Annotated in this window: 22 protein-coding genes; 5 read left to right on the forward strand and 17 right to left on the reverse strand. The window is 68.4% G+C overall.

Annotation, left to right across the window (positions count from 1 at the left end; genetic code table 11):
• Positions 1-184 precede the first annotated feature (184 nt).
• The gene (locus tag HF886_RS07500; protein WP_169621283.1) at positions 185-1,039 is read right to left on the reverse strand and encodes an aminodeoxychorismate lyase; all 855 of its coding nucleotides are present in this window, start codon (positions 1,037-1,039) and stop codon (positions 185-187) included.
• 54 nt (positions 1,040-1,093) lie between these two features.
• Here HF886_RS07500 and HF886_RS07505 point away from each other — a divergent pair, with 54 nt between their 5' ends.
• From HF886_RS07505 to HF886_RS07520, 4 genes are all read left to right on the forward strand, one after another.
• Positions 1,094-2,224, forward strand: coding sequence for a folate-binding protein YgfZ (locus tag HF886_RS07505; protein WP_169651952.1), 1,131 nt, complete (start codon positions 1,094-1,096; stop codon positions 2,222-2,224).
• Entirely contained in the window at positions 2,221-2,877 is a 657-nt protein-coding gene (locus HF886_RS07510; protein WP_169651953.1) for an MOSC domain-containing protein, read from the forward strand. Before HF886_RS07505 ends, HF886_RS07510 begins: the two co-directional genes overlap by 4 nt.
• Positions 2,874-3,830 (forward strand): asparaginase, encoded by a 957-nt coding sequence (locus tag HF886_RS07515; protein ID WP_169621286.1) that lies wholly within the window; start codon positions 2,874-2,876, stop codon positions 3,828-3,830. The genes HF886_RS07510 and HF886_RS07515 overlap by 4 nt, the downstream gene beginning before the upstream one ends.
• A gap of 195 nt (positions 3,831-4,025) precedes the next feature.
• Positions 4,026-4,217, forward strand: coding sequence for a DUF3073 domain-containing protein (locus tag HF886_RS07520; protein ID WP_072701946.1), 192 nt, complete (start codon positions 4,026-4,028; stop codon positions 4,215-4,217).
• Between the two features lie 247 nt (positions 4,218-4,464).
• On the opposite strand, the gene purM is transcribed toward HF886_RS07520, so the two are convergent.
• From purM to purS, 14 genes are all read right to left on the reverse strand, one after another.
• Positions 4,465-5,538, reverse strand: a complete 1,074-nt coding sequence (gene purM, locus HF886_RS07525; RefSeq protein ID WP_169651954.1) for a phosphoribosylformylglycinamidine cyclo-ligase — start codon at positions 5,536-5,538, stop codon at positions 4,465-4,467.
• A gap of 127 nt (positions 5,539-5,665) precedes the next feature.
• Positions 5,666-7,252: an amidophosphoribosyltransferase gene (gene purF / locus HF886_RS07530; protein WP_169621288.1), complete on the reverse strand. Its 1,587-nt coding sequence runs from the start codon at positions 7,250-7,252 to the stop codon at positions 5,666-5,668.
• Positions 7,253-7,364: 112 nt separating this feature from the next.
• Positions 7,365-7,751 carry a sterol carrier family protein gene (locus HF886_RS07535; protein WP_169651955.1) on the reverse strand — a complete coding sequence of 129 codons (387 nt, stop codon included), beginning with the start codon at positions 7,749-7,751 and terminating at the stop codon, positions 7,365-7,367.
• A gap of 11 nt (positions 7,752-7,762) precedes the next feature.
• Positions 7,763-8,413, reverse strand: a complete 651-nt coding sequence (locus tag HF886_RS07540; protein ID WP_169651956.1) for a CPBP family intramembrane glutamic endopeptidase — start codon at positions 8,411-8,413, stop codon at positions 7,763-7,765.
• Positions 8,410-10,185: an alpha/beta hydrolase gene (locus HF886_RS07545; protein WP_169651957.1), complete on the reverse strand. Its 1,776-nt coding sequence runs from the start codon at positions 10,183-10,185 to the stop codon at positions 8,410-8,412. Before HF886_RS07545 ends, HF886_RS07540 begins: the two co-directional genes overlap by 4 nt.
• Positions 10,186-10,187: 2 nt before the next feature.
• Positions 10,188-12,467: a phosphoribosylformylglycinamidine synthase subunit PurL gene (gene purL, locus HF886_RS07550; protein WP_169651958.1), complete on the reverse strand. Its 2,280-nt coding sequence runs from the start codon at positions 12,465-12,467 to the stop codon at positions 10,188-10,190.
• A 67-nt stretch (positions 12,468-12,534) separates the two neighbouring features.
• Positions 12,535-13,125, reverse strand: a complete 591-nt coding sequence (locus HF886_RS07555; protein ID WP_169621293.1) for a Uma2 family endonuclease — start codon at positions 13,123-13,125, stop codon at positions 12,535-12,537.
• A 97-nt stretch (positions 13,126-13,222) separates the two neighbouring features.
• Positions 13,223-14,521 (reverse strand): M18 family aminopeptidase, encoded by a 1,299-nt coding sequence (locus HF886_RS07560; protein WP_169651959.1) that lies wholly within the window; start codon positions 14,519-14,521, stop codon positions 13,223-13,225.
• Positions 14,522-14,803: 282 nt separating this feature from the next.
• Entirely contained in the window at positions 14,804-15,418 is a 615-nt protein-coding gene (locus HF886_RS07565; protein WP_206036968.1) for a TetR/AcrR family transcriptional regulator, read from the reverse strand.
• A 72-nt stretch (positions 15,419-15,490) separates the two neighbouring features.
• The gene (locus HF886_RS07570; RefSeq protein WP_169651960.1) at positions 15,491-17,740 is read right to left on the reverse strand and encodes a cytochrome P450; all 2,250 of its coding nucleotides are present in this window, start codon (positions 17,738-17,740) and stop codon (positions 15,491-15,493) included.
• Between the two features lie 20 nt (positions 17,741-17,760).
• Entirely contained in the window at positions 17,761-18,918 is a 1,158-nt protein-coding gene (locus HF886_RS07575) for a serine hydrolase domain-containing protein (protein WP_169651961.1), read from the reverse strand.
• A 45-nt stretch (positions 18,919-18,963) separates the two neighbouring features.
• On the reverse strand, positions 18,964-19,809 hold the full coding sequence (locus tag HF886_RS07580) for an SDR family oxidoreductase (protein WP_296551446.1): 846 nt from the start codon (positions 19,807-19,809) through the stop codon (positions 18,964-18,966).
• Between the two features lie 179 nt (positions 19,810-19,988).
• Entirely contained in the window at positions 19,989-20,666 is a 678-nt protein-coding gene (purQ, locus tag HF886_RS07585) for a phosphoribosylformylglycinamidine synthase subunit PurQ (RefSeq protein ID WP_169621297.1), read from the reverse strand.
• Positions 20,663-20,908: a phosphoribosylformylglycinamidine synthase subunit PurS gene (gene purS / locus HF886_RS07590; protein WP_072701971.1), complete on the reverse strand. Its 246-nt coding sequence runs from the start codon at positions 20,906-20,908 to the stop codon at positions 20,663-20,665. Before purS ends, purQ begins: the two co-directional genes overlap by 4 nt.
• A 180-nt stretch (positions 20,909-21,088) precedes the next feature.
• On the opposite strand from purS, the gene HF886_RS07595 reads away from it, so the two are divergent.
• Positions 21,089-23,329, forward strand: a complete 2,241-nt coding sequence (locus HF886_RS07595; protein ID WP_169651962.1) for a heavy metal translocating P-type ATPase — start codon at positions 21,089-21,091, stop codon at positions 23,327-23,329.
• A 51-nt stretch (positions 23,330-23,380) separates the two neighbouring features.
• On the opposite strand, the gene HF886_RS07600 is transcribed toward HF886_RS07595, so the two are convergent.
• Both HF886_RS07600 and HF886_RS07605 read right to left on the reverse strand, forming a co-directional pair.
• Positions 23,381-24,295, reverse strand: coding sequence for an LLM class flavin-dependent oxidoreductase (locus HF886_RS07600; protein ID WP_169651963.1), 915 nt, complete (start codon positions 24,293-24,295; stop codon positions 23,381-23,383).
• Between the two features lie 3 nt (positions 24,296-24,298).
• A complete protein-coding gene (locus tag HF886_RS07605) occupies positions 24,299-24,778 on the reverse strand; it encodes a carboxymuconolactone decarboxylase family protein (RefSeq protein ID WP_169621300.1) in 480 nt (159 codons plus the stop codon).
• Between the last annotated feature and the right edge of the window lie 56 nt (positions 24,779-24,834).

A 24,834-nucleotide genomic window follows, 5' to 3' on the forward strand; every position in this document is an offset into this window, starting at 1 on the left:
CGCGCGAAAGCACAATTCGGCCTTGTTACTACAAAATGTAGTAGAAGTTTCGGGCCCTCGGTACCAGCCGTGTCGTTGACCACACGGGATACACCTCACACCTCGCGCAGAAGGTGGTTTTCTCCACCGAAAACCCGCACAAATGGGTCTTTCGTCGCTGGTGGAAGGGCCTTTCGGCCCTCACTCAGGATGCAGCGTCCACGGCCTTGTCGACCAGTTCCTCGACCGTGCCGGCGAGTGACCTCACCGACAGCGGGTGCCCGTCGAGCATGTGCACCCGGGCGGCGCGCGACACACTCGACACGAGCCACACTCCGTCCGCCACGATCAGGTCGGCGGGACGCAACGGCTCGTAGCGCACGGCGAAGTCGTGGTCTCCCGCAACGTCGAACAGCGCCTGCTGCGTGGTGCCCGGCAGGATGCCCAGCTCGGGGGGCGGCGTGAGCAGGGTGTGCCCCCGTGCGATCACGACCGTGGACCGCGGGCCTTCGAGCACGTACCCCTCGCTGCTCGTGTAGATCACGTCGTCGACGCCCAGCGACTCCGCGTGACGCAAAGCCGCCATGTTCGTCGCATACGACAAGGTCTTGGCCCCGATGAGCTGCCACGGAGCGGTCCGCGCGACGTCGACGGAGTACCCGCGCTCGAGAGTCACCACCGACACACCCTCGCGCCGCGTCCGCAGCACCCGTTCCGGAACGGGAGTCACCAGCAGGAAAGCCGTCGGAGAGCCGGCATCTTCGCGACCGCGGGTGTAGACGAGCCGGAGGACCCCCTCCCGGTCCCCGCCCCACTCCTCCACCGCGAGGTCGATGGCTGCACGCCACTCGGCCCGATCCGGTTCGGGGAGAGCGAGTGCCTCCGCGGACGACGCGAGCCGGGCAAGGTGCAGTTCCACCGCGCAGGCCCGCCCACCACGGACGAGCAGCGTCTCGAACACCCCGTCGCCGCGCAGCACTCCGATGTCATCGGCGTGCACCAGAGGAGCGTCGAGGTCCCGCACCTCGCCGTCCAGCGTCATCAGCACCCGATCAGCCATGCTTCCAGCCTAGCGAGTGGCGAACACGCGGCCACTTCCCCATAGACTGTTGTCGTGACCGAGATTCCGATCGTGTCCGAGAGCCGTCTCCTCACCGTTCCCGACGCAGTCGCGTCACCCCCTGGCACCCCCGACGAGGGCTTGGCCTGGCATTACGGTGACCCCCTCGGCGAACAACGCGCCGCGACCACCGGCGCGGCGATCGTCGACCGCTCCACGCGGTACGTCATCGCCATCTCCGGCGACGAACGCCTGTCGTGGTTGCACACCATCACGAGCCAGCACGTCGCCGCGCTGCCCCCGGGTACGTCCGCCGAGAACCTCAGCCTCGACGTGAACGGCCGGGTCGAACACCACTTCGTGCAGACCGACCTCGACGGTGTCACCTGGATCGACACCGAACCGAGCCGCGGACCGGACCTTCTCGGATTCCTGACCAAGATGGTGTTCTGGTCGAAGGCCGAACCGCGGGACGGCAACGACATGGCCGTCCTGTCCCTCCTGGGGCCCGACGCGGGCAGCCCGGGCATCCTCGGCGTCCTCGGTCTCGAGGCCCTGCCGGCGGAGCCCTACGCGGCGGTCGCACTCCCGGGCGGCGGGTTCGTCAGACGGATGCCCTGGCCCACCGACGATTCCTACGACCTGTTGATTCCCCGTGACCGGCTCGTCGAGACGTTCACCGCCCTCGTGTCCGCCGGCGCACGCCCGGCAGGTACGTGGGCTTACGACGCGCTGCGGGTGGTCGCCCTGCGGCCCCGCATCGGCATCGACACCGACGACCGCACCATCCCGCACGAGGTGCGGTGGATCGGTGGGCCCGGGGAGCACGGAGCCGTGCACCTCGACAAGGGTTGTTATCGGGGTCAAGAGACCGTGGCGCGGGTCCACAACCTCGGCAAGCCGCCACGGCACCTGGTCCTCCTGCACCTCGACGGCTCGGCGGACGGACGGCCCGAGACCGGCGACGCCGTCACGGCCGGCGGCAGGACGGTCGGGCGGATCGGCACCATCGTGGACCATTTCGAACTCGGTCCCGTCGCGCTGGCGCTCGTCAAACGCACCATCACCCCGGACACGCCGCTCGTCGCCGGTCCGTGTGCCGCGTCGATCGACCCGGACTCGATACCGCAGGACGACGCCGTGCAGGCCGGAAGGCAGGCCGTCGAGCGGTTGCGCGGCCGGTGACCGCCGGCCGGGTCGAGGCGGTGTGCGTCGTGCACGCGCTCCGCGACACCGGACTGCGGCGCGTCCCGGTGACCGCCATCGACAAACGACCCGTCGACGGTGAGGTCCACGTCGGCGAGTCCGGTCTCGCCGGCGATCGCCAGTGCGACACCGCCAACCACGGCGGCCTGTACAAAGCGGTCTACGCGTACGGGGACGACGAGGCTCGCCGCTGGGCGACCGAACTCGGCCGCGACCTTCCCGTCGGGTGGTTCGGCGAAAATCTCCGGGTGAGCGGCATGTCGCCGACCGACGCCGTCATCGGGGAACGCTGGCGGGTCGGAGACGGCGGCCTGCTGCTCGAGATCACCGGACCGCGCACGCCGTGCCGAACGTTCGGGAACTGGTCGGAGGAACCGCGCTGGGGCGCGCGCTTCACCGCGCGTGCGGACACCGGTGCGTACCTGAAGGTGGTCACGGAAGGATCCGTCCGGGCGGGCGACACGATCACCGTCGAGGACGTCCCCGGTCACGGCGTCACCGTGCGGGACCTGTTCACCGGCCGTGACCCGGAACGGCTCGCCGTGATGCTCGACCAGCAAGACGATCTCGCGCCGACAGTGGCGGAGAAGGCACGCCGGCGGATCGCCGGCCGGAAGGCGGAACAGCAGTGAGCGTCGAACTGGTCGAGGTGGTGCGGTCGGGCTTCCGCGAGTGCGTCCACCGCGGATCGCTGATCGTGCTCGACCCGCAGGGTGAGGTGGTGGTCTCCCTCGGCGAGGTGCACACCCCGATCTACCCCCGCTCGTCGAACAAGCCCCTCCAGGCCGTCGCGATGCTGCGGTCGGGTTTCGTGCCGCGCAGTTCTGCCGAACTCGCGATCGCCACAGCGTCACACGAGGGCGAAACCGAGCATGTCGAGCTGGTCGAGAAACTTCTCACCGCCCACGGCTTCGGCGAGCAGGATCTGCAGTGCCCGGAGGATCTGCCGGGCAACGAGCTGGCCCGGGCCGAGGTGCTCGCGTCGGGTCGGGCACCCCGCGCCGCGTACATGAACTGCTCCGGCAAGCACGCCGCGATGCTGGCCGTGTGCGCTGCCCGGGGCTGGGACACCGGTACCTATCTCGACCCGCACCACCCGCTGCAGGAGAGCGTCGTCGCGACCATCGCGGATCTCACCGGAGACATCGAGGACGCGGATCTCGGCATCGACGGTTGCGGCCTGCCGATCGTGCCGGTACCGCTGATCAATCTGGCGCGTGCGTACGCGCGTCTTGCCACCGCCGGGTCCGGCACACCCGAACGCGCGGTGGCCGACGCGATCCGGGAACATCCCTTCCTCATCTCGGGCACCGGCAAGGACGATCTGAGTCTGATGCGTGCTGTCCCGGGTCTGCTGTGCAAAGCCGGCGCGGACGGGGTCCACGCCGGGGCGCTCCCGGACGGAACCTCCTTCGCCTTCAAGATCGACGACGGCCACGAACGCGCCCGGCTACCGCTTTCCTCGGCCCTGCTCCACCGGCTCGGTGTCGGTGACGCGGAGGTCCTCGCGACGCTCGCCTCCCAGCCGGTTTCGGGCGGCGGGGTACGCGTCGGCACCGTTCGGGCCGTCCCGGGGGTGTTCTGAAGGGCACATTCCACGACGCGAGATCTTCATTGCCGCTGGTCGGGTCCGTTTGAGACGTAAAGGACACCGGCCCGGACAGGTGCGTGGGAGCGGAACCGACTTTTCCACGCTAAAGTGGGCCACAGGAAAATACTCAACTCACCGGGGCCGCCAAATTTCCCCAGGCCGCCCCGTCAAAGCGCGAGGGGGTTAGTCATGGGCCGCGGCCGGGCTAAGGCAAAGCAGACCAAGGTTGCACGGCAACTCAAGTACAGCTCGCCGTCCACCGACTTCGAGAACCTCCAACGAGAGTTGTCTGGCGGTGTAACCAACTCGCAGCGTGACGAGGTCTTCGCAGACCAGCGTTCCGGTTGGGACGACGATTACGACGACGATTTTCGTCGTTGACTCACCTTTCTCTCTGACGGAGGGGGCAGCCGAGAATTCGGCACCCCCTCCGTCAGTGGTGTAGTCGGCTTTTTACCGAGTGGGCCCAGCGGTGGTAACGCCGCGACGGTCCACCTTTCGGCGTAGCTACCCTCCCGCGCCGCTGTTCGTTCGGCAGGCGGGAGACACAGTCGGCCACAAGCTTTCACACGACACAGGTCCGGTCCCCCACCCATCGGGTGAGGGACCGGACCTGTGTCGTGAAGGCTCAGAAGCGCGGGTGGTCGCCCGCCAGGATCGCCCGATCGTCGGAACCGTCCTGCGCCCGGCGGACCGTACCGAGGGTCCAGCAATCGATGTGGCGGGCGGTGAGCACCGCGAGGGCGCGATCGACGTCCTCCGGAGCCACGATCGCCACCATGCCGACGCCCATGTTGAACGTCTTCTCCATCTCGGAGCGCTCGACACGGCCGCGCTGGGCGATGAGACCGAACACCGGCGCCGGGCTCCACGTGGTGCGATCGAGTTCTGCGACAAGACCCTTCGGCATCACGCGCGCGAGGTTCGCGGCGAGACCGCCACCGGTGACGTGGCAGAAGGTACGCACCTCGGTCTCGGCAGCGAGCGCGAGGCAGTCCTTGGCGTAGATGCGGGTCGGCTCGAGCAGTTCCTCACCGAGGGTGCGCCCGAACTCGTCGACGTGCGCGGTCAGGCTCATCTTGCCGATCTCGAGCAGCACCTTGCGAGCGAGCGAGTATCCGTTCGAGTGCAGGCCCGACGCGCCCATGGCGATCACGACGTCGCCGGGACGGACCCGCTCGGGACCGAGAAGTTTGTCGGCCTCCACGACACCCACGCCGGTCGCGGAGATGTCGTAGTCGCCGTCGGCCATCACGCCGGGGTGTTCCGCCGTCTCGCCACCGAGCAGTGCGCAACCCGCCTGGACGCAACCCTCGGCGATGCCGGCGACGATCTCGGCGACCCGCTCGGGAACGACCCGGCCCACGGCGATGTAGTCCTGCAGGAACAACGGTTCGGCGCCGCACACCACGAGGTCGTCGACGACCATCGCGACGAGGTCGAGGCCGACGGTGTCGTGCTTGTCCATCGCCTGCGCGACCGCGAGCTTGGTCCCCACGCCGTCGGTGGACGCCGCGAGCAGCGGTTCCTTGTAGTCGCGCTTGAGCGCGAAGAGGCCCGCGAACCCACCCAGACCGCCGAGCACCTCCGGGCGGGTGGCCTTCTTCGCGTGCGGCGCGAACAGTTCGATGGCACGGTCACCGGCCTCGATGTCCACGCCCGCTGCGGCGTAGGAAGCTCCGGGGGTTGTCTCCTCGGTCATGAGTTGTCGGCTCCAGCCTCGAGTTGTGTTCGATCTACTGATAAAGGGTGGCCGGTATCCGTCACGGGGCATGCAGAACGCACGCCGAACAGTGCCGACCGCGGGACTTACGGTACCCGACCAGGTTCTACGGCCGACTCAGAACGTCTGCGTTGGCGTTCTCGAGGACCGTCGGGGTCGGGGAATCCGTGTCGACGACGCCGTCGAGCGAGTCCTTGACGACCGCATGCCCGTTGGGAAGCGGGATGGGGTAATGGCCGTCGAAACACGCAGCGCACAACCGGGTTGCGGGCTGCTCGGTAGCGCCGATCATTCCGTCGATCGAGATGTAGCCGAGCGAGTCGGCTCCGATCGAGCGTCGCACCATCTCGACCATCAGGTCGTAATCGTGCTCGTCGTCGTTGTCGCGATCGCGGGTACCGGCACCGTTCGCGATGAGTTCGGCCGGCGACGCGAAGTCGATCCCGTAGAAGCACGGCCACTTCACCGGCGGCGACGCGATCCGGACGTGAATCTCGAGGGCTCCCGCCTCGCGAAGCATGCGGATGAGGGCGCGCTGGGTGTTGCCCCGCACGATCGAATCGTCGACGACGACGAGCCGCTTGCCACGGATGACCTCACGCAGCGGGTTGAGCTTGAGCCGGATCCCGAGCTGGCGGATCGTCTGGCTCGGCTGGATGAAGGTGCGGCCCACGTAGGCGTTCTTCATCAGGCCCTGGCCGTACGGCAGGCCCGATCCCTGCGCGTACCCGACTGCGGCGGGCGTACCCGACTCGGGAACCGGGATGACGAGGTCACCGTCGACCGGGTGCTCCTTGGCCAGCCGGCGACCGATCTCGACGCGCGTCGCGTGGACGGACCGGCCGGCGATGGTGGAGTCCGGGCGGGCGAGATACACGTATTCGAACACGCAGCCCTTGGGCTCGGGAGCGGCGAACCGCGACGAGCGCACGCCGTTCGCATCGATCGCGAGAAGCTCACCGGGCTCGATGTCGCGGACGAACGATGCGCCCACGATGTCGAGGGCCGCTGTCTCGCTCGCGACCACCCAGCCACGATCGAGGCGACCCAGGCACAGCGGCCGGATGCCCCACGGATCGCGCGCCGCGTAAAGGGTGTGTTCATCCATGAAGGTCAGGCAGAAGGCGCCCTGGAGGGTCGGCAGCAGCTGCATGGCCGCTTCTTCGATGGTGCTGTCCCGTGCACCGTGCGCCAGCAGTGCCCCGACGGTGTCGGAGTCCGAGTTCGCTGCGCCGGGACGCTTCGGGTCGAGCACGCCGAGCCGGCGGCCGCGTTCGGCCAGAGCCGCGGTGTTCACGAGGTTGCCGTTGTGACCCAGGGCGACCCCGGAACCGGACGCGGTGGTCCGGAAAATGGGCTGCGCGTTCTCCCACGTCGTCGAACCCGTGGTCGAGTAGCGGCAGTGGCCGATCGCGATGTGGCCGGGCATCGCGGCGAGCGTCTGCTCGTCGAAGACCTGGCTGACAAGACCGAGGTCCTTGAACACGAGGACCTGCGAGCCGTCGGCGACGGCGATGCCCGCTGCCTCCTGGCCACGGTGTTGTAGAGCATAGAGGCCGTAATAAGTGAGCTTGGCCACGTCTTCGCCAGGAGCCCACACTCCGAAGACGCCGCACTCCTCGCGCGGTTCGTTCTCGGGTTCGTCGGAGGCGAGAAGATTACGTGTGTGAACCGACAGATCGGCACTGGTCACGGAGGTGCTCCCTGAGGCTGGACAAGGGCGGGGCGGTTTCATTCTACGGGCCACGGGCCGGGACTCCGACCGTCGTCCCCGCTCGGGCGGTGCGGACCGCGCAATTCGGGCATCACAAGCGGAGCAGCGGAAGCCAGTGCGCGATCTCGCCGGCCCGGCTTCCCGAGGCGTCGATCGACCCTACGGCGACCGCCTCGTCGAACGTGAGCCGGCCCACCGCCAGACGTAACCAGGTGAGTGCGTCGGTCTCGACGACGTTGGGAGGCGTCCCTCGCGTGTGCCGGGGGCCTTCGACGCATTGCACCGCGACGAACGGCGGCACCCGCACCTCGACGCTGGAGCCGGGTGCGATCTGTTCGAGGGTTCGTGCGCTGAGCCGCACCGCGGCCGCCAGGTCGGCGCGGGCCGGCCTGTCGTCGCTGCGTCCCGAGACCCACGGCTCGACGCGGCCGAGTGCGGCTCTCAGCTCGGCGGGATCGACAGTTCTACGTGGTGCCATGTTTCCGGAGCCTAATCCCGGCGCACGTGTGTGCCTTTCGCTGCCCGGCCCGTCGCCACCCGGACTGCGACGGCCCCACCCACATTGACGGCCAGATGCGCGAGCGCAGGAGCCAGGATGCTGCCGCTGCGTACACGCAACCACGCGAACACCAGACCCGACAGCCCGGTGACGAGCACCGTGCCGGCAACGCTGTCGCCCTCGATCCTGGCCGGGCGGATGTGCCAGAGGCCGAAGACGAGTGCCTGTGGGACAGGACCGACCAGGGCCGTCAAGGCGCTGCGGAACAGCAACTCCTCCGCGACCACCGTGCCGACCGGAATGTGCAGCCCGATCCACTCGTAGAAGTCCGGACGGTATGCGCGACCCTCGTCGACGAAGTGCGCGCGCAGTCCGGGCACCGTTACCGCGACGACGTACCCCGCCGCGACCGCCGTCGCCGCGCCACCACCCCACCGCACACCGTCCCGGGTGCGGGCGGGATCGAATCCGAGCGCGGATACAGACACTCCGGACGCACGAGTCGCCAGGACCGCGCTCACTCCCGCCGCGGCGGCGAGCAACCCTCGACCCCGAGGGCCCGACCGGACTGCGGGCAGGGCCGCACCGAGCGCGAGCGTCGCGGCGGACGCGACCACCCCTCGCCATGACCCCGGCGTCATTTCTCCGGCCCCTGCACGCCCCGCAACTGCTCGAGTGCGGTGCGGGCTCGTTCGGTGTCGTCGGCGGTCCATCCGTCGGGTCGCGCAATCGCCAGCCAGCCGTCGAGCACCGCAGTGCCGTAGTTGTGGCCGTGCCCGTCCGGCACCCCGGCCGCGTTCGTCAGGTCGGCGGACACCTGCCAGAACGTCACGAACGGGAACCACCGCATCTGCGGCAGCCGGTCGTGTCCCGGTGGTTCCGCGAGCCAGTCGGGTCGGCTGAATATCAGGTCGGGAGACCACCACACCACCGGATCGGAGGTGTGCTGGATGTAGAGCACGCGCGGCGCCAGCCACGCCGCGTCGGGTTCGGGAACGGAGTCGCTTCCGCCGGCGAATCGCACGACGAGTCCGTCCGCGTACACCGGCAACACCTCGGGTGTGCCGGGATCTCGCCGCTCGACGATCTGCCGCCACAATCGGTTCGAGTTCGGCGGACCGACCCACAGGACCCCGTCGACACTCGAGCGGATCTCGCCGATGCTGTCGAACGCTCCCTCCCCGGACTGGGTGCCGAGGCTCTCGCCGTAGATGTACAGCTTCGGGCGGGTGTCCTCCGGCAGCTGCGTCCAGCGCTCTCGTACTCGGTCGATGAGCATCTCCCCTGCCGCGGCGGCCTTCTCGCGGTCGGCGAGGAACGAGATCCAGCTCGGTAGGTACGAGTATTGCCATGCCACCATCGCGAGGTCGCCGTTGTGGACGAGTTCCATCGCCTGCGCAGCTGTCGGATTGACCCACCCGGTGCCGGTGGTCGGGATCAACGCGAGCACCGACCGGTCGAACGCGCCGGTTCGTTCGAGTTCGGCGACAACGAGATCCGCACGCTCTTCGGGGGTGTCGGCGGAGTCGAGCCCGACGTACACCCGGATCGGGTCCTGCGCGGGGACGCCGCTGATGGCGCTCAGCTCGCCGGCGTCGAGGCCGCGCGAGACGAAATCTCTGCCCTGGAACCCGAGCGATTCCCAGGGTGCATGCGAATCGGGGCTGCCCGACTTCGTGGGCTCGGCCGGCTGGAGAGTTCCCTCACGGGTCGTATCGTCGTGCAGACTGAACGCTTGATTGGTGAAAAAGTATGCGCCGCGCAGCAATACTCCGTCGATGAGCATGAACGTGGCGAGCACGACGACGAGCACACCGAGAGTCCGGGCCAGCCCGAGCGGTACGCGGGCACGGCGGATCAGTTGCCCGGCTACCCAGCGGCCGATGTCGTGCAGGGCGCGCCAGAGCCCGATCAGACCGGCGGAGACTCCGAGGCTGAGCAGGATGGTGCGCAGATATCCGCTGGTGGTGGTCCGTTCCGACCCCATGAGCGCGGCGAGCTGACGCTGGTCGTCGGCGGCGAGAACGAGTGCGACGAGAGCCGCGACGACTCCCGCGACCGGTATCGCGACCTTGAACGCCCGGACCACGGGCAGCGGCGGCGGCCACCACCGCCTGCCGGACAGCAGGAAGCGGTGGACGGCCCACCCGACCGCGCACCCGACGCCGTAGCCGATGGCGGCGTTGATGCCGCCGACGATGCCCTGGAACAACCAGTCCCGGGGCAGCAGCGACGGCGTCAACGACCAGCAGAAGAACAGTGAAGCGAAGGCGATGCCGGTGAAGTCCAGGCTCAACCGTCCCCACACCCGCGCGGGCAGAGGATAGCGGTCACCGAAGTCGCTGACCGCCGCGACGATTCGGCCCCGTCGGGCCGCGATCGCCGCCAGGCGATCGACCTGGCTCGCCGGCACGGCTACCCGAACAGAGCCGGGAGGGTGCCTTCCCACACCTCGCGAAGTTCGTCCATCGGAATCGAGAACTGATCTTGGACCTCGATGGAGTCGGAGCCCTCGTCGACGACACCGATACGCACCCACGGCATGTTGCGCGCGGTGCACATCCCGGTGAACCGGGATTCCTCCGTGCGAGGCACTGCGACGAGCACCCGTCCGGCGGATTCGGAGAACAGCGTGACGAACGGGTCTGCGCCCTCGGGCAGCAGGATCCGGCAACCGGTCTCGCCTGCGAGCGCCGCCTCGACGACGGCCTGCGCGAGACCGCCCTCGGACAGGTCGTGGGCAGCCGAGATCAGTCCGTCACGCGAACCGGCGAGCAGGATCTCCGACAGCAACCGCTCCCGTTCGAGATCGACCTTCGGGGGCACGCCGCCGAGATGGTCGTGCTCGACCTGCGCCCAGATGGACCCGTCGAACTCGTCGCGGGTCTCCCCCAGCAGGATCAGCGTCTCCCCGGGTTCGAGACCGAGCCCGGTGGGAATGCGGCGATGCACGTCGTCGATCACGCCGAGCACAGCCACGACCGGCGTGGGCAGGATGGGCGTCGAGCCCGTCTGGTTGTAGAAGCTGACGTTGCCGCCGGTGACGGGGATTCCGAGTTGCGCGCAGCCGTCGGCGAGACCGCGCACGGCCTGCTGGAACTGCCACATCACGGCGGGGTCCTCCGGCGAACCGAAGTTGAGGCAGTTCGACACGGCCTTCGGGGTCGCACCGGTGGTGGCGACGTTGCGGTATGCCTCGGCGAGTGCGAGTTGCGCGCCCGTGTACGGATCGAGCTGGGTGTAGCGGCCCGACGCGTCGGTGGCCAGCGCGATGCCGCGGCCGGTCTCCTCGTCGATCCGGATGACACCGGCGTCGGCGTTCTCGGCGAGCACGGTGTTGCCACGCACGTAGCGGTCGTACTGCTCGGTGATCCACTTGCGGCTGCACAGCGCGGGTGATGCGAGCATCTTGCGCAGCGTGGCCTCGAGTTCGGCGGCCGTCTCCGGACGCTTCAGCCCGGCGGTGGTGTTCGCCACCAGCTCGTCCTGGCCTTCGGGGCGCTGCACGGGACGCTCGTAGACCGGGCCCTCGTGGGCGACGGTGCGCGGGGGCACGTCGACCACGGTTTCACCGTGCCAGTCGATGACGAGGCGATCTCCGTCGGTGACCTCGCCGATCACGGTCGCGAGCACGTCCCACTTCTTGCAGACCGCCATGAAGGCGTCGACGTTCTCGGGAGCGACCACCGCACACATGCGTTCCTGCGACTCGGACGAGAGCACCTCGGCCGGGGTCATGCCGGTCGCGCGCATCGGGACGCGCTCGAGGGAGATGTGCATTCCCCCGTCACCGGCCGCGGCGAGTTCGGATGTCGCGCAGGACAGTCCGGCACCGCCGAGATCCTGGATGCCGACGACGAGCTTCTCCCGGTACAGGTCGAGGCAGCACTCGATGAGCACCTTCTCGGTGAACGGGTCGCCGACCTGCACGCTCGGCAGCTTCTTGGGCCGGCCGCCCGCGCTGTCGTCGAAGGTCTCGGACGCGAGAACCGAGACGCCGCCGATGCCGTCGAGGCCGGTGCGGGCTCCGAACAGAATGATCTTGTTGCCGGTTCCGGACGCGAACGCCAGGTGGAGGTCTTCGACGCGCATCGCGCCCGCGCACAGCGCGTTGACGAGCGGGTTGCCCTGGTACGAGGCGTCGAACACGGTCTCGCCGCCGACATTGGGCAGACCCAGCGAATTGCCGTATCCGCCGACACCGCGCACGACACCGTCGACGACGCGCCGGGTGTCGGGGTGGCTGGGATCGCCGAAGCGGAGCTGGTCCATGACCGCGATCGGCCGGGCTCCCATCGCCATGATGTCGCGGACGATGCCGCCGACACCGGTCGCGGCGCCCTGATAGGGCTCGACGTAGGACGGGTGGTTGTGGGATTCGACCTTGAAGGTGACGGCCCAGCCGTCGCCGATGTCGACGACGCCGGCGTTCTCGCCGATGCCCGCGAGCATCGAGGCACGCATCTCGTCGGTGGTGGTCTCGCCGAAGTACTTCAGGTGCACCTTGGACGATTTGTACGAGCAGTGCTCGGACCACATGATCGAGTACATGGCGAGTTCGGCGTCCGTGGGGCGGCGCCCCAGGATTTCCTTGATGCGCGCGTACTCGTCGTCCTTGAGTCCCAGCTCCCGGAAGGGCTGAGCGACATCAGGAGATTCGGCGGCGTGGGTGACGGTATCCACGTGCGGTGACACTGGGCGTCGGGTCCCTTCACTCTGGGATCGAAAACAGCAGGCCGGGCGGGCACTGCCGGGAGCCAGTCTATCGGGGCGAGGGCTCGGCAGGCGTCACCGGTGCGGGGGCAAGGCCGGGAAGCTCGAGGGTGACGTCATGACCCACCGCTTTCAGGACGGTCGTGCCGGTGTGCTCGCCGTCGTAGCGGTACCAGCCGTCCTCGAGGGTGAACACCGCGACCACCGGCGGTCCGTCGAGATCGATGATCCAGTACTGCGGCACGCCTGCCTCGGCGTATTCGGAGAACTTGGTGACCCGGTCGGTGCGGGCGGTGCCCGGCACGGTGATCTCCGCCACGAGCCGCACCTCGGTGATCGGAGCGCGATCGGGGTCGGCGTCGACGAGCGTCCGGTCCACGACGATCACATCGGGCACCCGCACCGTCAGCGGGTTCTCCGACACCAGCACCTCGACGCCGCCGAGCACGCACAGGTCGTCGGGCAACTGGCGGTCCAGTTGCATCGCAAGGACCATCTCGGCGTGATCGTGTGCGGCGCCCGGTGCCGGTGCGACGACGAGAACGCCCTCGCACACCTCGACGTGATGGTTCTCGTGGTCCGGGAGCGCAACCCACTCGTCGAGGGTCAGCAGGTGATCGGGATAGGACGGGCTGCTCACGCCAACACTCCCGTTCATTGCGGGCCGGACAGGACCACCTCAGTCTGTCACCGGAGTGCGCAGCGGTCTCGGGAACCGCCGGTCTCGGAGATCCGGCTCAGATCGCGGGCGTCAGGAACGCAGCGAGAGCATCGGCGTAGCTCGCGACGTCGGCGGCTCCCATGAGTTCGCGGGCCGAGTGCATCGCGAGCTGGGGCGCCCCCACATCGACGGTGGTCAGTCCCGTGCGCGATGCCGTGATCGGACCGATCGTCGAGCCACACGGCAGATCGGCCCGGTGCACGTATCGCTGCAACGGCACGCCGGCCTGCTCACAGGCGAGCGCGAACGCTGCCGCCCCGGCGGCGTCGGTCGCGTAGCGGAGGTTCTGGTTGACCTTGAGCACCGGGCCGCCGCCGACCAGGATCCGGTGGGCGGGTTCATGACGCTCCGCGTAGTTGGGATGGGTCGCGTGGGCCATGTCCCCCGACGCGACGACCGACCCCGCCAGGGCCCGGAGGTAATCCTCGCGGCCGCCGCCGCGCACCAGCGCGATGCGTTCGAGGACCGTGGTGAGCAGATCGGAGAACGCACCCCGGTCGGACATACTGCCGACCTCTTCGTGGTCGAACAGGGCGAGCAGCGGCACCGGGCCGGCGTGCGCCGCCACGTGATCGGCGGCGTGCAGCATTGCCTGCAGCCCGGTGTAGCAGGTGACCTGGTTGTCCAGGCGCGGTGCGCTGACCAGTTCGCCGTCGGCGCCGACCAGGGAACTCGGCGCCAAGTCGTGGGTCATCAGTTCCCATCCGAGCACGTCCCGGGCGTCGACCCCGGCCTGCCCGGCGACGTACGCCAGGAACGAGCGGGGTTCGCTGCCGATGCCCCACACACCGTTGAGATGCCGCTGCGGGTCCAGTTGCACGCCTTTGCGGTCTTCGGACAGATGGATCGCCAGCTGCGGAACGCGCAGTACGGGAAGGTCGACGCGCACGAGCACGTCGGTGGAACCGGATCCCGAGCGCACCGTCAGCCGCCCGGACACACCGAGGTCGCGGTCGAGCCAGGAATTGAGCCAGGCTCCGCCGTACGGTTCGAGTCCGACGAGCCGCCATCCGGCGGACGCGAGGTCGGGATGCTGTTTCACCCGCAGGTTGGGGCTGTCGGTATGTCCACCGACGATGCGGAAGGGCCGCGCCGGATCGGTGTCGTCGCCTTCGGTGCTCCACGCGACGAGCGATCCGCCGCGGACCAGGAAGTACCGTCCCGGCTCACTCGGCCAACGCTGCGACTCGTCGAGTTCGGTGAAGCCCGCGTCGTTCAGCGCGGCCGCGACGGTCGCGCACACGTGGAACGGCGACGGCGACATGTCGACGAAGTTGCACAGTCCCGGGGCATCCGCTTGCGTCATCGAAGGCATGTCTGCATCCTCGCACTTCCGGATCCTCCGACCGGATACCCCTGACGCGAGAGACCCCGCCGGGAGCTCGGATGACGGCGTCGAAGCCGCTTTGGGGAAAATCGGCGACGAGTTGTCAGGACAAACCGGGGCGAGCCGGGCACACTGGTGGTCGGTGCCTCCATCGAACGAAACGGGGGCGCCGGCCCGGGACCCGATCGGGGGGTTGAGCTCCGGGTTTCACGGACGAGGGATCTCGCAGCCGATCGGGACGGCGCGCGAGATCCCTCGTTCCGTATGTCGTCAGCCTGTGCGGTGCAGGCAGAACAACCACTGCTCCGCGAGCACGGAGACAAGCCGTTCGAAATTCTCGTCGTGCCCCTGCACCAGCGCGAAGTGGAAGTTGCGGTCGGTCGACATCAGCATGGACGTCACGTGGAGGCGTGCCCGCAACCGGGCGTCGTCGTCCGACTGCCGCCCCAGCAGGTTGTCCATACCCGACGCGACACGGCGCAACATGGCGAACCACTCGTCGGACACGAGAGGCTCGTGCGAGAGCGCCTGCTCCATGCTCGCGAACTCGGCCCGGTGCGCCCGCCAGAACAGCGCGTGCTCGTTCAGCCAGTCCGTGACGTCGCCGAGCGACGGGTCCTCGAACGCGTCGAGGCGCCGGTAGTCGTCCCGGATCGGCTGTTCGAGCGCCGACATGTGCCACTGCACGATCTCCGCCTTGGACCGGAAGTGCAGGTAGAACGTCGCGCGGGACACCCCCGCGGCCTTGGCGATCGCCTCGGCCGTGGTGGAGGTGTATCCCGATTCGACGAACAGTGCCCGCGCCGATTCGATGAGTGCTTCACGCGTCGCGCGTTTCTGCTCGACCCGCGTCATCTTCGGCACGACCGCCGTTCTCGGTGCCACTCGCCCTCCCGCCTCTCGTCGCACGAAACCCTACCGGTCCCGCCGCCGGAATCCGATCGAGTTTTCGCACGGTCAGGCGTCGAGCACCAGCCTCGAGCACCCCTTCTCCGCGCGCGAGACACACATCATCATCGTCTCGTTCCGCTCCTGCTCACCGGGGGTGAGGATCGAATCCCGATGGTCGGCGCGTCCCGCGAGAATCCGGACCTCGCAGGTGCCACACGTCCCTTCCTTGCACGACGACAACGCCTCGATACCGTTCTCCTCCGCCACGTCCAGCACCGTTTTCCCGGCGGGCACCGTGGCGGTGATCCCGGATCGGGCGAAGTCGACGTCGAACGCCACGTCCGGTTCGGTGCGCACGATCTTCTTCGCGGCGAAGCGTTCCGTCACCAGCGACCCGACCGGCCAGTGCGCGCTCGCGGCTTCGATCGCCTGCAGGAGCGGTTCGGGACCGCAGCAGTAGATCAGCGTGTCCTCGGTGGGCTCGGCGAGCAACGTACGCAGATCCAGCAGACCGGTCTCGTCCTGCGGGCACACGGTGATCTTGTCGCCGAACCGCTCGAGTTCGGAGAGGAAGGCCATCGACGCGCGAGTGCGGCCGCCGTAGAGCAGTTCCCAGCGGGCACCGTCGGCCTCGGCCTGCGCGATCATCGGCAGGATCGGGGTGATGCCGATCCCCCCGGCCACGAAGACGTACCGCGCAGCCGGGCGGAGACGGAAGTTGTTGCGGGGGAAGCCGACCGTGACGGTCGCGCCGTCCCGCAACCGGTCGTGTACGTACTGCGATCCACCGCGCGAATCCGGTTCGCGGAGCACACCGATCCGCCAGCGTGTGCTGTCCTGCGGAGACGACGACAGCGAATACTGCCGCAGCAGGGCGTCGTCGCCGTCGCCGAGCCGAACTTCGATGTGCGCGCCCGGCTTCCACGTGGGCAGCGCGCCGCCGTCGGGGTGGCCGAGGGTCAGCGACACCACCCCGTCGGATTCGTCGCGGCGCTCGAGCACCGTGAGTTCCATGTGCCGGGCGGTCTTGGTTTTCGCTCGCTCGATGTCGGCGACATCCCAGGTCACCGGCAGGGTCCGGCGCACCGGAAGCAGCGCGATCGGCAGGAAGTCGAGGGGAACCTCCGCCGCGGGACGCAACGACGGGAGCCGTTCGAAGAGCACCTGCAGTGCCGTCGCGCCCTGAACCCGGGCGAGTGCCTGGCCGAGGCAGGTGTGCCGGCCCTGGGTGAACGCGAGGTGGTTCTCGGGTTCGGGGCGGTGGATGTCGAACTCGAACGGGTGCGGGCACCGCGCCGGGTCGGTGTTGGCGCTGGCCAGCGCCAGCCACACCATGTCGCCCTTCCGGATGTGCGCGCCGCCCAGTTCGATGTCCTGCTGCGCCTGGCGCGCAGCGAACGGTGACGACGGCCTGCGTCGCACGGTCTCCTCGAACACTCGCTGCCAGAGTGCGGGATCCTCGATCGCCTCGGCGAGGGTTTCCGGGTTCCGCGCGAGGAACAGCACCGCGTTCGAGACCGCCTGGGTGGTCGAATCGACGCCGGCCATCGCGAATTCGGTGAGATGCACAGCGATCTGGGCCGCCGACAGCATCCGGTTGCCGTCTTTGTCGTTCACGATCGCCATATCGGAGATCAGATCGGTGCCGGGGTTCTCACGACGCTCGTCGATGATGCGGCGCAGCACGAGGGTGGCATCGATGTAGCGCTGCCACACCTGCGTCCGCATCGGCTCGGCCATCGGTTCGGCAGCCGACGCGAGGATCATCGCGAAGTCGTCCCGAAGCTGGCGCATCATCGCGTCGTGCTCGTACCCGAGACCCATGTGCGCCATGATCGTCTGCGTGGTGAGTTCGAGCGCGTAGTCCGTCACGAGGTTGCCGGAGCCGCGTGCCTCGAAGCCGTCGACGACGCGGTGCGCGCGTGCCTCGATCTCGGGCTGCAGCGCCTCCATACGTTCTTTGGTGAACCCGCGCTGCGCGACGAACCGGTGGTCGGTGTGGCTCGGCGGATCGGAGCCCACCAGCATCTGCGTGATGAGGTCCGGCGGCACGATCGCCCGGAACTGTTCGGGGACGTCGATGGTGCCGCTGTTGCCGCCGGAGGTGAACCGCTGCCAGTCGGCGAGCACGGTCTCGACGTCTTCGCGGCGGTTGACGATCCACGCGTTGAGGTACGGGTAGAAGAACACGGGCGTCTCGTCCCGGAACTTCGCGAAATGTGCTGCGGGGTCGGTGAAGTAGTCGTCGCTCAGTGCGTCGAAACCGTGCGCGACAGGGCACCGGGAAGCGGAGGGAGCTTCAGGCGTGAGGGTCATGTCAGGTCTTCCCGGAGGAGTCAGAGGGCGGCCGCGGCGGCCATGGTGGAGAGCTTCTGGAATCGGGCGACGTTGTCGCCTTCGTCCATGCAGCCGGCCGACAGGAATACGAACGTCATGTCGAGTTCGGGGTCGACCCAGAACAGGGACGACCCGGCACCGTAGTTGCCGAAGGTGCGGGGGGAGGTGAAGGGTCCGAAGAACGATGCGTGGGGTCCCGTGCCGGACAAGGAGAATCCGAGCCCGAAGTTGCCGGGCGGGGTTTCCCATCCGCGACTCGCGGCGATGCCCGCATACAGGTCGTTGGGCATGTCGCCGGTCTGCAGGGTCGTGGCCTGGTCGACGACCACGGGAGCGACGAGGTGCTGTCCGTTCACTTCGCCCTTGCGGCGGAACATCTCGGCGAAGGCGAAGATGTCCTCCGCGGTACTGACGGCACCGACCCACGGGATCTCCGCGGCCTCGGTGATGGTGTCGTTGAGGTTTTCGATGTCGGCCGGCGACAGCCAGCCGTTGTCGGGTACGTATGCCTTGAGCGGCACCGCGTCCGCGCGCCAGGCTGCGGGCATGCCGAACGCCGTCCGCGTCATCCCGAGCGGCTCGAAGACGAGATCGCGCGCGAGGTCCCGGAAGTGGTCGTAACCGTATGCGCGACGGACCATTTCACCCATGAGGGCGTGGTTGATCGACGGCGCGTAGTTGAGGGTGGTCCCGGGTTCGTTGACGACGTCCACGGAGCACAGCGCGTCGATCACGTCGGCGAGTACCCCGAAGCGGTCCGGTCCGAGGCCGGGGTTCGGGGTGGCGGGCATTCCCGAGCGGTGTGTGAGGAGGTGGTGGAGGTTGATGCGGTCCTTGCGCACCGAGCGGAAGACGTCGGTGCCGAAGAACTCGGGGATGATGTCGACGACGCGCGTCGACAGCGCGAGCTTGCCTTCGCCGAGTGCGCGGTACGCGAGCGTGTTGGTGAACGCCTTCGACATCGAGAGGATGCGGAAGACGCTGTCCGGGCGCAGGGCTGCGTTCGTGGCGCGTTCCGCGTAACCGAGGGTCTCGTGCACAGCGATGTCGCCGTGACGCGCGACGATGATGTTGACGCCGTCGTAGTCGCCGTGGTCGATGTCACGGCGGATCTCGTCGGTGAGCCGGGTGAGTGCGGTGGGGTCCAGAGCGGGCATGGTGTCGGTCCTGTTTCTCTCGGTGCGGCGGGGATCAGCGGTGGGTCACATGACCAATCCGCCGGACGGCGAGAACGTCTGCCCGGTGTAGTAGGAGCCCTCGGCACCCGCCAGGAACAGCACGGTCTTGGCGATCTCCTCGGGGGTGGCGGGCCGCTTGATGGGCTGCATCGAGATGAGGAAGTCGGAGAACTCCTCGTCGCTCTGGCGGAACAGCGGCGTGTCGACGGCCCCGGGCGCAAGGGAGTTGACGCGGATGTTGAAGGGAGCCAGTTCGGTGGCAGCCTCCCGGGTCAGGCCGAGCACACCGGCTTTGGACGCCGGGTAGTACGCGGGCATCGCCACCGACATCAGCGCGGCGGCCGAGGAGAAGTTGATGATCGCGCCGCCGCCTGCCTTCTTGAGCAGCGGAACAGCGGAACGCATCGTGTAGAAGGGGCCGTACAGGTTGATCTTCAGGACGCGGTCGAAGTCCTCGTCGGTGATGGTTTCGTAGAACTCCGGGTTGTGCTGCCGGCCTTCCTTCATCGCCTCGAAGCCCTTGTAGTTCTCGGCGTTGAGGGCGTCGAGCGCAGCCTTGTTGGGCGCGTTGACGCCAGCCGCGTTGACGAGCACGTCGAGTCGGCCGTGCTCACGCTCGACGGTGGCGAAGGCTTCGCGCACGGCGGCACTGTCGGCGATGTCGAGGGGAACGGCGTGGGCTCCCGGGAGCGCCGCGAAGTCGCGAGCGAGGTTGTCGGCGGAGATGTCCGCGCCGTAGACGACGGCGCCCTGGTCGGCGAATGCCTGCGCGGTGGCAAGACCCATGCCTGACGCGGCACCGGTGATGAAAACGACCTTGTCCTGGAACTGCATACGAATCTCCTCGGGAATGTGCGGTAGCTGGCTCACTCGGCCTCCGCCACCGGTGATGCAGAGCATGACATTTTGGGTAGACGTATGTCTAGTGAAACTTTTCCACCGCAGGTGAGGATGGGTATTTCGGCGTTAAAACGACCGCAAAGAATGGACGGACCAACGAAAAACCCCCGCCGTCCATCGGACGGCGGGGGTTTCGGTGCGTCAGGAGATCAGGCGTTGACCACCGCGTCGAGCGCGCTGTAGAAGATGCCGAGCCCGTCGTCGCTGGGGCCGGTGAGCGCCTCGGTGGCGTGCTCGGGGTGCGGCATCAGGCCGACGATCCGGCCGTTCGCCGACGCGATGCCCGCGATGCCACGCTGGGATCCGTTCGGGTTCTCGCCCACGTAGCGGAACACGACACGGCCTTCGCCCTCGAGTTCGTCGAGCACTTCCTGCGAGGCCTGGTAACGGCCCTCGCCGGACTTGAGCGGTACCAGGATCTCGGCACCCTGCTCGTAGCGCGACGTCCACGCGGTTGAGTTCGATTCGACCTTCAGCCACTGGTCGCGGCACACGAAGTGCAGACCTGCGTTGCGGGTCAGCGCGCCGGGCAGCAAGCCCGCTTCCGCGAGCACCTGAAAGCCGTTGCAGATGCCGAGCACCGGCATTCCGCCGCGCGCCGCCTCGACGACCTTGGTCATCACCGGAGCGAACCGCGCAATGGCGCCGCACCGCAGGTAGTCGCCGTAGGAGAACCCACCGGGCACGACGACCGCGTCGACACCCTTGAGGTCGGCGTCACCGTGCCACAGGCTCACGGCCTCGCCGCCGGCAAGCTTCACCGCCCGGGCTGCGTCGATATCGTCGAGCGTGCCGGGGAACGTGATGACCCCGATGCGTGCGCTCATGCGTCACCGTCGATCCGGCGAACCGCCCAGTCCTCGATCACGGTGTTGGCGAGGAGCGCTTCGGCGATCTTCTCCACCTGGGCGTCGTCGACGCTGCCGTCGACCTCGAGTTCGAATCGCTTTCCCTGGCGGACGTCGGTCACGCCCGCGAAGCCCAGCCGCGACAACGCCCCGGCAATGGCCTGACCCTGAGGGTCGAGAATCTCGGCCTTGGGCATGACTTCGACGACGACACGCGCCACGTGCTGCTCCTCGGTAGTAGTGCTGGCGCCCGGGAACGGACACCGGACCCATCGAAGTTTACCGGCTCAGGCCGCTCGAGCCGGAACCGGCCGCTGCCCCGCCGGCCACCGCCCCCAGGGAGTAGCGGACACATACCCCCTAGGGGTATAAAGGAGGAACGACATCGAAGGAGTATCCACATGACGACCGCCGACACGACGCGTGACGTCGAACTCACCATCGGTGGGATGACCTGCGCCTCCTGCGCCGCGCGCGTCGAGAAGAAGCTCAACCGGATGGACGGCGTCACCGCGTCGGTCAACTATGCGACCGAGAAGGCGAAGGTCAGCTACAGCGGCGACATCACGCCCGAAGACCTCGTCGCGACCGTCGAAGCCACCGGTTACACCGCAGCACTGCCCGCACCCCCGCAGACGCAGCACGCTGCCGGCGAGGACAGCGGACCCGACGAAGCCGCGCCATGGAAACAGCGCCTGACGGTGTCGGCCCTGCTCACCGTCCCCGTGGTCGCGCTGTCGATGATCCCGGCCCTGCAGTTCGACAACTGGCAGTGGCTGTGCCTGACCCTCGCGTCACCGGTCGTCGTGTGGGGCGCCCTGCCCTTCCACCGCGCGGCCTGGACCAACCTGCGGCACGGTGCCGCGACGATGGACACCCTCATCTCCGTCGGTGTCACCGCTGCATACCTGTGGTCGCTGTGGGCGCTGTTCTTCACCCACGCCGGTATGCCCGGCATGAAGATGACCTTCGAGTTGTTCGCCTCGGGCGGCGGCGAGGAGCACATCTACCTGGAGGTCGCCGCGGCCGTCACCACCTTCATCACCGCGGGTCGCTGGTTCGAGGCCCGGGCGAAGCGCCGCTCCGGCGCCGCCCTGCGGGCGCTGCTCGACATGGGAGCCAAAGACGTCGCGGTGCTGCGTGGCGGCACCGAAACCCGCATCCCGGTCGACCAGCTCGCCGTCGGCGATGTGTTCGTGGTGCGTCCCGGCGAGAAGATCGCGACGGACGGCGTCGTCGAATCGGGTTCGTCGGCCGTCGACGAGTCGATGCTGACCGGTGAGTCGATGCCCGTGGAGGTCGCGCCCGGCGACGCCGTGGTCGGTGCGACCGTCAACGCCGGCGGTCGCCTCACCGTCCGGGCGACCCGCGTCGGCTCCGACACCCAACTCGCCCAGATGGCGCGCCTCGTCGAGGACGCACAGAACGGGAAGGCGGAGGTCCAGCGCCTCGCCGACCGGATTTCCGCGGTGTTCGTCCCGATCGTGATCGGGCTGTCGCTGCTCACCCTCGCCGCGTGGCTGTTGTTCACCGACGATCCCGTCTCGGCTGCCTTCACGTCGGCGGTCGCGGTGCTGATCATCGCGTGCCCGTGCGCGCTGGGTCTCGCGACTCCCACAGCGCTGCTCGTCGGCACAGGCCGCGGAGCGCAACTCGGCATCCTCATCAAGGGCCCGCAGATCCTCGAATCCACGCGCCGCGTCGACACCGTCGTACTCGACAAGACCGGAACCGTCACCACGGGCGAGATGACCGTCGCCTCCGTTCATGTGGCGCCGGACGAATCCGCCGACGAAGTACTGCATCTCGCGGGGTCGCTCGAACACGCATCCGAGCATCCGATCGCGCGGGCGATCGCCGACCACGCCGCACAGACGCGCCCGCTGTCCGGTGTGGAGAGTTTCGAAAACCACGGCGGACGCGGGGTTTCCGGTGTGGTCGACGGACGTGCCGTGCTCGCCGGGCGGCTGTCCTGGCTGCGCGACGAATGGTCGCTCACACCGGCACCCAGCCTCCGGCGAGAAGCCGAGGCGGCCGAATCCGAAGGCCGGACGCCGATCTGGGTGGCCTGGGACGGTGCGGTCCGTGCGGTCGTCGTGGTGTCCGACACGGTCAAGGACGGTTCCCGTGCCGCCGTGTCCGAACTCCGTGACCTGGGTCTTCGCCCCGTGCTGCTCACGGGTGACAACCGCGGCGCGGCCGAGGCGGTCGCGAAGCAGGTCGGCATCGACGAGGTCATCGCGGAAGTGATGCCCGCCGACAAGGTTCAGGTGATCGAGCGTCTCCAGTCCGAGGGCAGGGTCGTCGCAATGGTCGGCGACGGCGTCAACGACGCGGCAGCGCTGGCCCAGGCCGACCTCGGGCTGGCGATGGGCACGGGAACGGACGTCGCCATCGAGGCGTCGGATCTGACCCTGGTTCGAGGCGATCTACGGGCCGCCCCCGACGCCATCCGCCTCGCGCGGGCAACGCTGCGCACCATCAAGGGCAATTTGTTCTGGGCGTTCGCCTACAACGTCGCGGCGCTGCCGCTCGCCGCGCTGGGGCTGCTCAACCCGCTGATCGCGGGTGCGGCAATGGCATTCAGCTCGGTGTTCGTGGTCAGCAACAGTCTGCGCCTGCGCAGGTTCGCGCCCCGCTGACCCCGGGCGACGGTGGTGGTGTGCGAGATCTTCCGATCTCGCACACCATCGCTATCGCGATATCGCCGACTCCCATTCGCCGCGTTCGGCAGCAACGAGTTCGCGCACCCGCGGCGCGACCTCGGCTGCGAAGCGTTCGAGGTCCGTCGAGGCGTCGCTCGCGAGAACGAACGTGCTCGTGCCGTGCTGCAGAGTCAGCTCGGCGAGCTGCTCGGCCCACACCTCCGCCGGACCGTGCAGAAACGAACCGTCGGCAACATCGGCGAAGGTGCCGGTGACGTTGTACAGGCGGCGGATCTGCGCGGGTTCGCGCCCGGCCTCCCGAGCGGCGTCGTCGACCCGCGCGCTCATCTCTCCCAGGACGTCGGACCCGGCGGCGAACGAACTCGGCAGCCAGCCGTCGGCGAGCCGTCCGGTCAGTCCGAGCATGCGGGTGCCGTAGGCGCCGACCCAGATTCCGAGATCGTGTGCGGGAGCGGGGCCGCGTTTCGCACCGGACAGCGAGTAATACTCGCCGTCGACCTTCGCCCCGCCCTTCTCGTCGGACCACAGCGCCCGGATCACCGCGATCGCATCGGCCAACGCCGTCACCGCTTGCCCGGCGCTTCGGCGCGGACCTCCGTTGGCCGCCACCGCATCCCAGAACGCACCCGAGCCGAGTCCGAGTTCGACGCGGCCGCCGCTGAGCCGGTCCAGTGACGCGGCGCTGCGTGCGAGGATCACCGGTCCGCGCAGGGGAAGGTTCGCCACGTTCGGCGCGACGGTGACGGTCGTCGTCCGGGCCGCGATCCAGCTGAGCAAGGTCCAGGTATCGAGAAAACGCGACTGGTAGGGGTGATCCTGGATCGTCACCAGATCGAGCCCGGCGCGTTCGGACACGAGAGCGAGATCCACCACCCGGGCCGGGTCACCGGCGGACGGTGTGAGGAAGCTGCCGAATTCGAGGGATTGCCGGTAGTCGGGCACGTGTCACGATCCTTCCGACTCGGAGCGCGGGGCGTGGCGGCTGACGATCGAGATGCGGTTGAACGCGTTCATGGTGATGGCCACCCATGCGACGGCTGAGAGCTGGTCGTCGGTGAGGTGCGCTCGGGCCTCCGCGTAGTCGCGGTCCTGCTCGTAGCTCGAGGGCAGCACTGTCACCGATTCGGCGAGGGTGAGCGCCGCCCGCTCGACATCGGTGAACAGCTCGGTGTCCCGCCACACCGACAACACCGCGAGCTGCGTCGTCGACACGCCTGCCTTCAGCGCCTCGCGGACGTGAATGTCGAGACAGTAGGCGCAACCGTTGATCTGCGAGACCCGGATGTTGACGAGTTCGACGAGGGACCGCTCGAGCCCGGCCTTCGCGACGGCCTCGCGCACCGCGCCGGCGACGGCGACCTGCGCCCGGTAGACAGGCCGGGTCTGTTTGTCGATCAGAACGCGGGGCTCTCGGGTTTCGGTCATGTCCGCTCCTCGGGCCGGTCGGCGATCCGTCGTGCATGTGCACCGATTAGTTGACT

The sequence above is a fragment of the Rhodococcus sp. 105337 genome (assembly GCF_012844225.1).
In the GTDB taxonomy this organism is placed as follows: Bacteria; Actinomycetota; Actinomycetes; order Mycobacteriales; family Mycobacteriaceae; genus Rhodococcus.